General features: G+C 68.5%; 2 protein-coding genes. Both read right to left on the reverse strand.

Features of this window, described 5'->3' with window-relative positions; translation table 11 throughout:
- Nucleotides 1–471 (reverse strand): ABC transporter ATP-binding protein (locus F4V54_RS10910; RefSeq protein ID WP_249041302.1); only part of this gene is annotated, 471 nt, incomplete at its 3' end.
- Nucleotides 472–578: 107 nt separating this feature from the next.
- The coding region (locus tag F4V54_RS10915; RefSeq protein ID WP_150387149.1) for an ECF transporter S component at nt 579–928 on the reverse strand (350 nt) is incomplete at its 5' end.

A 928-nucleotide genomic window follows, 5' to 3' on the forward strand; every position in this document is an offset into this window, starting at 1 on the left:
CGACCGGCGACCATCCTCGTCGACGTGGGCCGCGGGCTCGTCGAAGATCATGACCTCCGGCGCACTGGCCACCGCACCGGCGATGGCCATCCGCTGGCGTTGCCCGCCCGACAAAGCCCACGGATCCTTCTCCGCGAGCTCTGACAGCCCGAGCTCCGCTAGGGCCTCGGCTGATCGCTTGGCGACGATGCCGGCTTCCACGAGGGAAAACTCGAGGGCCATGGACACGTCATCGACGACTCGGAGCGTGAGCACCTGCGTCGCCGGGTCTTGCCCGACGAAGGTGACCCGGTCCCGGTCCACGGGGCATTCGGTGCCGTCGGCATCGACGATGTGCACGGATCCGGCATGGTCGATGGGGATGTGCGAGGGTATCAGTCCAGCGATGAGGTGGGCCAGGCTCGTCTTTCCGCATCCCACGGGTCCCGTGATGGCGTTGATCGTGCCGAAATCGAAGGAGAGGTCCACCATGTCGGGTGCCCATCGCCCATCGGCGTGCCGCACTCCCGCGCCACTGACCCGCAACCGGGCCGGGGCCGTCCCGCGTGTCGCGCCGGCGCACGCGGGCGCTCCGCCGGTCATCGGGTGACCCCGCGGCTGCGGAGCCCCTTTGCGACGGCAAAGCCCAGGACCAAAAACACCAGGCTCGATGCCAAGGCTACGGCGAAGCTGATCAGGGCCATGGGCGTGGTCGGCGAGTCGACGCCGACGGCACGCGGGGCCATCGTTCCCATCAGCGCGGAGAATAACATCGCCGACGCCACGAACTGGGGACGCGTCCACCGCCGGTACAGGGTGACCATGAACGGAAGCTCGATGAGCAATCCTTCCATGATCAGCGCCCCGATCGCGGCGACGCCGAACGGGGTGGTCGCCGCGGACACGACGCCCATGGCAAGGCACGCGATGAGGCTCGCGCCAGAGATCG

Origin of the sequence: Corynebacterium tuscaniense, assembly GCF_008693065.1 — a bacterium.
GTDB lineage: Bacteria > Actinomycetota > Actinomycetes > Mycobacteriales > Mycobacteriaceae > Corynebacterium > Corynebacterium tuscaniense.